We start from the raw sequence: 8643 nt of genomic DNA, 5'->3' as shown, positions 1-8643 counted from the left end.
GACCCTTGAGTTACCGAGGAACGCAACATCAAATTTTTCATTTGTCTTATGCAATACCCACGACGATTTATAATACTGGTCGTGCGAGAATACAGAGCTGAAAGCAAAATCTAAAACATATAATAATATAGTTATTATTACTGCCAAAATTGCGATATGTTTCAACTTTCTCAAAACTGGAAGTAAATAAATTGCTGGGGTTTAATAAAGCTGCCGAAAAATATCAAAATCAAAATGGCAGAAACGGAAAACAGATATTGCACCGATACTTTTCTTTTGTCCATTGCTTCAAACAATGGATTTACTTTGTATCGAAACTCAATAATAAACCCTATAATAATCATTAACAAAACTGTGGCAAACTCAATGGTATTTTCGAAGTTGCCAAAAAAGCTTGATTTTGAATACGTATGAGCAATTAAGCTATTAAATACTGCCGAAACCTCATTGAAATTTGCTGCTCTGAAAAACACCCATGCCAAACACACCAAATGAAATACGATAATTTGTTTGAGAATTTTGGGCAATTGTATGGGGATTTTCTTTATATAAATTTCGGTAATGAGATATAATACATGGATGCCTCCCCAAGTTACAAATGTCCAGTTGGCACCGTGCCACAATCCGCTGATAAGAAAAGTAATTATGAGGTTAAATATATGTCTTTTTTTGTTTCCACCTAAAGGAATATATATATAATCTCTAAACCAAGTAGAAAGACTAATATGCCACCGCTGCCAAAAATTACCGAACGAAGTTGCATAATACGGTTTATTAAAGTTCAAAGATAAATCGAAGCCCATTACCTTGGCTGCACCACGAGCAATATCAGTATAACCCGAGAAATCGCAATATATTTGTATGGCAAAGAAATAAATTCCCATCAATGAATCTGCACCGCTTGCACTGTGGGGATTATCATAAAGTTTATCCACAAAAAACGAGAGATGATCGGCAATGGCCATTTTTTTAAAGAACCCCCACCACATTAAAGTAAGCCCGTACTTGAGGTTATGGTAATCAAAATATTTAGGTTTTTTTATCTGTGCCAATAATGTTTGCGGCCGTTCTATAGGCCCTGCCACCAATTGCGGATAGAACATTACATAAAGTGCATAATCAGATAATTTTTTTTCGGCTATATACTTCTTCTTATATACTTCTATTACATACGACAAGCTTTGGAAAGTGTGAAAGGAAAGTCCGATAGGCAATAATATTTTATAAGGTTTTAATTGCTCATAGTCGAATATGGAATAAAACATATTCAGATTCGTGATAAAAAAATCAATATACTTAAAAACAAAAAGTAAAGCACAAGTCGCAACAATGCTTAATACCAGCCAACGTTTTCGGTGGTTATTGCTCTCTGATTTTTGAATTTGCAATGCCGCATAATAATCAATAATAATTGCTGCAAACAGTATAATAATATATGACGGTATTGCTGCCATGTAAAAAACACAACCAGCCACAAGTAATAAGTAATTGCGAAGCTTAACAGGTACAACGAAAAAAAGAAAGGTAACTACAGGAAAAAAAAGAGCAAAATATAGCGAATTGAAAAGCATAGTTATTATGCATTCAGTTCCTCTAGTTGGATTTCTTCCTCATACTGCCCCCACTCTAAATATCTCAACCTTATTTGTTCAGATGCATCAACTTCCTCCTTATCGGGCATGAGATTAATGAAGGCGAGACCGTACACAAAACCCATCACACACAGCCGCATAGCCGCATGCAGTGAAGCTATAATGGAGAAAGAAACAAATACAACTATCAATAATTTTCGATAATAGGCTTTAAAGGTAAAGAATCTCTGTATCGGAATGAGTAATAAGATGAGTAAAGCCCCCAATCCAAAAAGTCCATGCTCCGATAAAAGCCTGGTAAGCTCGGTGTGCGACGCTGCATTACGATGTCCATATTCAAGTCGGGCTTCTTTTGCCATTCCCACGCCAACTCCCAATACAATATGTTCTTGAAAAAGTGCAAAATCTCCTTTTATAAGTTCATCACGTCCAGTAACCCCCGATCCGAAATTTTCATACTTGGGGTCTTTTTTGGTGATGGAACCAGCATACCTCTTTGACAAAGAATTACCTGTAATATTATCGAAATAATTAAATAGAAAAAATAGAAAAATAATGATAACTCCAAATCCTATTAAAAAAACATTCTTTGTCTTACTCTGTGCATATCTTAACCAAACAATTGCTCCAAGTAATATAGAAATAATGGCTGTAAAAATCCCTCCCCTAGAAAAATTTATTACACAGAAAGTGAAAAAAATGAAGATCAAAATTCTATCCATAAGACCTGAAGTGGTTACTCTGATGTTTAAGAAAAATGCTACCATCATAAGCACTATACCATAACCAAAAATAGTAGCCACCTGATTAGGACCATAATTCCCGCTTAATTTAAAATTTGCTGCATCATTAAATACAATACTAGATAAAGATGGGATTCTGAGAAAAATAATGGTAGCAGCGGTTATGAGCGGCAAAACTCCCAACAAAATTATAATCCTAAATTCTTTAATCGTAAAAACTTTGTTTGAAAAATAAATTACAGAAACCGCCAGACTTATGGGTCCTGACAAATTAAAAGAAAGTTCCTTTCTAAATAAATCAAGATCCTCCATTTGCGTTAATGCAATAGAGGGTAAAAGTAAAAACACATACAGCAAAATTGATACGGAAGACTTATTAGTATATGACTGAAACTGCCGTGCTGATAAAAAAATAAAAATGAGTATATACTTTACACCTTCCCAAGGCACACTGGCATTGAGCATCCTTAGGCTAATTTCTAATGAAACTAAGTATATTATATAAACATGGGCAACTCCATTTTTATTTTGTTTCAGAAACAAGTTTGAAATTACAAGCAAAAGTAATCCATAATATAAAATATTAATTGCCCATTCAACATTATAAAAAAAAACACCCAATAATAGATGAATTAGTAAAAGTGAATTGACCCTAATATTTGATAGGTTTTTAAATAACATATTATATCTTTTCTATTTTGGAGCCTTCTTTCATCATTTTACTTGATATATTCCACGACTTCATAAACCCTAGCAGTGTTAATGGCAATTTTAACAATAAGAGTACAAAAGTAAGCGGTAAAAAGCTTCGATACTTTTTTAAATTAAACGGAATTGTCGCTGAAATCAAACCAGTAGTCATACCTACTTTAATATTTAATTTATTGAAATAACTGCGGTACAAAAACGTAACACTCGGAATTGGAATAGCGTCGAGCCACTTTTGGGAATGGAAAGCATCCCAATGGCCATCTTGCCTTAATCCTCCTTCGCTCACTTTTAAATGTAGCCGACTGGCATACGGATGTGATATACTTTTGAACCCTTGTAAATAAGCTCTAAGCCCGAATTCGCCATCGCCCATCCGCATTTTATCATATTGCATATCGTACAAACCCACTGTTTCAAATACACGTTTATGAACCAATGCATTTCCTGAGTCAAATTGATCGGCCCACCGAAAATAGGAATAATTGGGAGGTACTTTATCGCCTACCTTCGATATACTTACCCCAGCCGAAATATCTGCTTTGAAGTAATCAACTCCTTTAATATGTTCCTCTACCCAATTGGGTTCAACCCGCGAATCATCATCGAAAAATAATAACCATTCACTTTTTGCTTGCTTAATCGCTTCATTCCTCGCTAACCATTGCCCCCTGCCTTCTTGCACTATCAATTTTATTGGGGCTTTAAATTGTTTGTAAAAATCCAAGTCTAATGGTTTCGATTGGTCAATAATAATAATTTCGTGAGGGGTAACAGTCTGCTTTTCTAAATCAAATATCACATCTTTCAAATATTTATATCTGTTTAGGGTAGGAATTATGATACTAACCCGGGGATGCGAAGCTGCTAGTGGCGATTGAAATGAATGATAGTCTTTATATTCTTTATGGTTCTTAAACAGTTCCACACTTTTTGTATTTCTTGTTTTTATAAATGCACTTATTTCAACAAATGGATTGTGCAGTGTTAAAATTCTTCTGAACAATACATTAAGTGCCCATGCTTTTTTATAATACTTTCTCAAAAAACGATACTCATCTGTTATAGTAGGTTTCTCGGTATCTTCAGGCCATTTTGAGACATCATCGGTTAGCATATAACCTTTGTTCCATAAGCGATATCCCAAGTCCAATTCTTTCGATAAAGTGCTATCAAATGCTTCATCTATAGCTTCTTCAGGGTATTTCTCAGCATCAGCTATTTTGCAACGCACTACAGGCACATAACCTTTTACACCAGGCAATAAATGAAAGTACCAACTGGAGCTAGGGTAAGTTTTAAATATAAATGTGGCTATTCTTCCTTTAAGTTTCATTTTAATCTTTAAAAAACTTTATCATTCCCATCATGTGGCTCCAAAACCAAGATTCCTCGGCATGCATCAACATCTCAATAGCATTGTCTGTTTGCAGTACCATTTTTTTCAGGCCACTTACTGTTTTCTTAAATATCTTTACGTTCTTATCTCGCCCATCGCCCTCAAATTCCGAAAGCACCTCCAATGATTTGATTAATGGCGATAACTCCCGCTTGCGACGTTCGCGGGCTACATACTTTGCAATTTTCCAAGGTTCTTTTTCTGCCTCGAAATAATCTTTACGGTCGCCAGCTTTCACTTTCTTCATTACCAAACTCCAGTCAACCAAATCACGCAAATTCATATTGGCATTGCCCCTGCTAATTTCTAATTGCTTCATCACGTCTTCGGTTGTAAGTGCTTCGGGCGATATCAAAAGCAGGGCATGTATTTGTGCCATTGTTCTGTTGATTCCCCAATATGGCCCCATCGAGCCCCAGGTGCTTATAAACTCTCGTTTTGCCTCGTTGTAATTCAAAATTATTTTATATGGTAACTTTTAAGGGTTGTTGATTTTATATTAATTTTGACTTTGCTGGTTTTGCAGGAACTCCCATTAACGTAATGCTTCCGTCAGGGTAATTATGAACCACGCAGGCCGATGCTGCAATATATATTTTGGATCCTAAATTAATAGGGCCGATAATTACTGCATTAGCCCCCATAATGCAGTCGTCGCCTACCTGTATATCTCCCGGTTTGCAGCGGTCTTTGGCACCAATAATATTGCCACCCACCATGGTAAGGTTTCTCCCAATTACTGACATGCCCGACACAACAATGCCCACTGACGGGTGAAGGACTGATATCCCTCCTTTGATATCTGCCTTATAGTGTATATCAATATTTGAATAGGCTTGAATGGGGTAAAACAAAGGTGAAAATAAAATCCTGATTTTTTCGTAAGGTGAGCCAAGCAAAATAAACAAGCCCCGCTCTAATCTATACAGAGCCAAGCCCCAAAAGTTTCGACTAAGCCAAATGTGGATATAGCGAATTTTCTTTTTACCTACCATCCGTTCCACGTCTTGTCCAAAGTATTTGAATTGGCTTGCCATATTTAAAAGTCTTTCTGCCCTAGTAACAAAGCTACAAAATAAACCCAAATCGGGCAAGGTAGCAAATTTGAAATTGAACAATACAAACATTTGGGTTAATATTGCAGCTCGATGAGGTACAATGCTGCTCTTATAATTGTGATAATTGCTCAAGGTTGCAATTACTCCAATACACCTAGCACACAGACTTCTGAACTTAAAAAAGACACTTTGGAAAATACCACAATATCCGATTCAATTCAAAATTTACAAAAAATGTTTGCGAATATTTCAAATACCCAAAAACTTTTTATTGGCAAACATCGAGTAACTTATGAAGATGGGAGCTTCAAGAATATTGTAATTGACAGCAATGGAAATATAAGTGGCTCTAAAAATTATAAGATATTAAGGATCCTGCACCACAACCCAACAAAAAGTATGTATCTGGTAAAGGGAAATAATGAAACCCACTCGCCCAAGGATACTTTCAGTTACCTGCAAGAGGGTAAACAATACAAATGTTATCTGATTAATAACCACCAAAACACATATAAATTTACTCTAACAAAAATAAGCAAATGAAAATTTTAGAAGGAAAAAAAGGGATCATATTTGGGGCACTCGACCCTAACTCAATAGCATGGAAGGTAGCTGAGCAATGCCATGCCAACGGTGCCATATTCACACTTACCAATGCTCCTATAGCATTGAGGCTTGGCACTATTAACCAACTAGCCGAGGCCACCAATAGCAAAGTGATAGCTTGCGATGTTACCCAAAATGCAGATATGGAGAACTTGCTCAAAGAATCTATGGAAGTAATGGGCGGTAAAGTTGATTTCATATTACACTCCGTAGGCATGTCGCTTAATATTCGAAAAGGAAAAGCTTATACCGAGCTGGATTATGATATGATGCACAAAACTTTTGATATTAGTGCGATGTCGTTTCACCGTTTACTACAAACTGCTTGGAAGATGGATGCCATTAACGATTGGGGTTCAGTAGTTGCTCTAACCTATATAGCAGCCCAACGTGTGTTCCCCGATTATAGTGAGATGGCCGATACCAAAGCATTGCTCGAAAGTATTGCCCGCAGTTTCGGTTATCATTATGGCAAATCGAAAAAAGTGAGGATTAATACCATATCACAATCGCCCACCAAAACTACTGCAGGCAGCGGCGTAAAAGGCTTTGGTTCTTTCTTCGACTATGCCGATGCTATGAGCCCGCTTGGCAATGCAAGTGCAGAGGATTGTGCAAACTATTGTGTGAGCCTCTTTAGCGACTATACAAAAATGGTGACCATGCAAAACTTATTTCACGATGGTGGATTTTCGTTTACCGGAATTAGCAACGATGTAATAGAAAAAATGGGTCAATAATGCAAATGAAAATATCTGTTGTAATACCCAATTTCAATGGCAGTATGCTGCTTAAGGAGAATCTCCCGCATTTATATAACGCTCTCAAAATTTCAAACCTTCCTTTTGAAATCATCATAGCCGACGACAAATCAACTGATGATTCAATTGCTTTTATCAAACAAAACTATAATGATATTATTTTAATTGAGAACACTTCAACCTTAGGTTTCTCGGCTAATTGTAATACAGGTTTTAATATAGCTAAACACGATTGGATATTGGCCATGAACACCGATGTGAAACTGGATGAAAACTATTTTGAACCCTTTGTAAAATACCTCAACAATAACAATTTATTTTCGGTAGGCGGTGCAATTTATGGTTATGATAACCAATTGCAAGATGCTGGAAAATTCCCTGCTTGGGGTTTGCAAGGTTTAAAAACAACTGTCGATTTTGAACAAAAAGATTATATAACAAGTGTATCTACTTTATTCAACTCAGGAGCATGTGTATTATATAACCGCAAAAAATTAATGCTGTTAAAAGGCTACGACGAACTGTTCACTCCTTTCTATTATGAGGATGCTGAAATATGTTTACGGGCTTTGCGCATGGGCTGGGAATGTTTATATATACCAGGTGCTGTATGTTACCATCCTAATTCTGCTACCATACAAAAACACCATCCCGAAGAGTATGTAAAAGTTATAGCCAACCGTAACAAACTTATTTTGGGTTACCTACATTACGATGGAATGCACCGCAATACATTTTATATAATGATATATTTAAAATTGCTCGTTTGCTGGGCAGGAAAAATTTGGTTTTATAAATCGTTTGCAGGGTTTAATAATATGACAACACAGTTAAGGAAACGCAAACAGGAAAACAAATATCCAATTACACTTTCTGTAGTTTGCACAAAACTAAAAGCCGATTTAAAAGGAAAAGTGCAACGGTTGTTTTAATATTTATCACACACGCATAGGTCTAACAACTCAGCCAATACACAAGCATGGACACAGTTGTCAAATCGTGCAACCCGCGAATTATATATAATACCAATTCTTAAACTATAATAGTTCTCCGCCTGTGGCGGATTAGTTTGTAGAATGGTAATGCCGAACTACATCCCGAAAGCATTCGGGATTAGTCCCTTTCTTTTGGACTATTATATATTGAGTTTCCATATAACAGAAAAGACCACCTACAACGAGGTGGTCTTTCTGCTAACCATGAAAATTTTTAAGTTCACTACTCCTTAATAATTATATTATAATAAATCTCTCTCTTTTATTATGATGCAAAGTAACAACTATTACATAGCTCAGTAAAATGATGCTGCTCATAAAGAAAGTATGATGCTCGTCATATTGTACAGAAATTATCCCTACTTTTGACAAATGAAAAAGCTGAAATATATAATAATAGCCTTATACGATGTTGGCCTGCTTGCCCAGTAATGCCCAATGGCAGCTTGGGGACAGCTTTGGTGGAAATCCCCCCTTACTTTCTAATTATTTACAAATTAGTGAAAATCATAGGGGCAGCAGTAGTTCGTATTTTCCTTCATTTGGCAAAGCTGTAAGTATGGGCTTTAATGCTACAAAATGGTATGGAAATATTGGTTTTAGAATGGATGCTGCTTATAATTTAGGTGGGGGTTTTCAAGGAGATAAAATCATCAGTAACACAAGCGGGGACCACTATATTAAAGCAAGAATATCTGGCAACCATATAAGTTTTGCCCCCATGCTTATCATAAAACAAAAAAACATATATATATATATATATATATATATATATATACTG

The 8643-nt window shown here is 35.9% G+C and carries 10 protein-coding genes; 5 read left to right on the top strand and 5 right to left on the bottom strand.

The window, feature by feature from the left end:
- Nucleotides 1-170: 170 nt before the first annotated feature.
- From SGJ10_05355 to SGJ10_05335, 5 genes are all read right to left on the bottom strand, one after another.
- Entirely contained in the window at nt 171-1454 is a 1284-nt protein-coding gene (locus tag SGJ10_05355; GenBank protein MDZ4757550.1) for an MBOAT family O-acyltransferase, read from the bottom strand.
- Between the two features lie 122 nt (nt 1455-1576).
- Nucleotides 1577-2878: an O-antigen ligase family protein gene (locus SGJ10_05350; protein ID MDZ4757549.1), complete on the bottom strand. Its 1302-nt coding sequence runs from the start codon at nt 2876-2878 to the stop codon at nt 1577-1579.
- A gap of 139 nt (nt 2879-3017) precedes the next feature.
- A complete protein-coding gene (locus SGJ10_05345; protein ID MDZ4757548.1) occupies nt 3018-4379 on the bottom strand; it encodes a glycosyltransferase family A protein in 1362 nt (453 codons plus the stop codon).
- 1 nt (nt 4380) lies between these two features.
- Nucleotides 4381-4899, bottom strand: a complete 519-nt coding sequence (locus SGJ10_05340) for a transcriptional regulator (GenBank protein ID MDZ4757547.1) — start codon at nt 4897-4899, stop codon at nt 4381-4383.
- A gap of 37 nt (nt 4900-4936) precedes the next feature.
- Nucleotides 4937-5569, bottom strand: coding sequence for a serine acetyltransferase (locus SGJ10_05335; GenBank protein MDZ4757546.1), 633 nt, complete (start codon nt 5567-5569; stop codon nt 4937-4939).
- A gap of 21 nt (nt 5570-5590) precedes the next feature.
- Between SGJ10_05335 and SGJ10_05330 the strand changes: the two genes are divergently transcribed.
- The 5 genes from SGJ10_05330 to SGJ10_05310 form a co-directional block, all read left to right on the top strand.
- A complete protein-coding gene (locus SGJ10_05330; protein ID MDZ4757545.1) occupies nt 5591-6043 on the top strand; it encodes a hypothetical protein in 453 nt (150 codons plus the stop codon).
- Nucleotides 6040-6846: an SDR family oxidoreductase gene (locus tag SGJ10_05325; protein MDZ4757544.1), complete on the top strand. Its 807-nt coding sequence runs from the start codon at nt 6040-6042 to the stop codon at nt 6844-6846. The genes SGJ10_05330 and SGJ10_05325 overlap by 4 nt, the downstream gene beginning before the upstream one ends.
- Before the next feature lie 5 nt (nt 6847-6851).
- Nucleotides 6852-7799: a glycosyltransferase family 2 protein gene (locus SGJ10_05320; protein ID MDZ4757543.1), complete on the top strand. Its 948-nt coding sequence runs from the start codon at nt 6852-6854 to the stop codon at nt 7797-7799.
- Between the two features lie 150 nt (nt 7800-7949).
- Nucleotides 7950-8096, top strand: a complete 147-nt coding sequence (locus SGJ10_05315; protein ID MDZ4757542.1) for a hypothetical protein — start codon at nt 7950-7952, stop codon at nt 8094-8096.
- Nucleotides 8097-8271: 175 nt separating this feature from the next.
- On the top strand, nt 8272-8643 hold a 372-nt coding region (locus tag SGJ10_05310; GenBank protein ID MDZ4757541.1), incomplete at its 3' end, for a hypothetical protein.

The organism is Bacteroidota bacterium (genome assembly GCA_034439655.1).
Lineage (GTDB): Bacteria > Bacteroidota > Bacteroidia > UKL13-3 > UKL13-3 > CANJUD01.
The sequence above is the reverse complement of the archived record's forward strand: the minus strand, read 5'-3'. Positions and strand labels throughout refer to the sequence as shown.

Coding starts and splice junctions, on each gene's coding strand:
- SGJ10_05355 (MDZ4757550.1), bottom strand. CDS start 1,454: ATGGCAGCAATACCGTCATATATTATTATACTGTTTGCAGCAATTATT.
- SGJ10_05345 (MDZ4757548.1), bottom strand. CDS start 4,379: ATGAAACTTAAAGGAAGAATAGCCACATTTATATTTAAAACTTACCCT.
- SGJ10_05335 (MDZ4757546.1), bottom strand. CDS start 5,569: ATGTTTGTATTGTTCAATTTCAAATTTGCTACCTTGCCCGATTTGGGT.
- SGJ10_05330 (MDZ4757545.1), top strand. CDS start 5,591: ATGAGGTACAATGCTGCTCTTATAATTGTGATAATTGCTCAAGGTTGC.
- SGJ10_05325 (MDZ4757544.1), top strand. CDS start 6,040: ATGAAAATTTTAGAAGGAAAAAAAGGGATCATATTTGGGGCACTCGAC.
- SGJ10_05320 (MDZ4757543.1), top strand. CDS start 6,852: ATGAAAATATCTGTTGTAATACCCAATTTCAATGGCAGTATGCTGCTT.
- SGJ10_05315 (MDZ4757542.1), top strand. CDS start 7,950: ATGCCGAACTACATCCCGAAAGCATTCGGGATTAGTCCCTTTCTTTTG.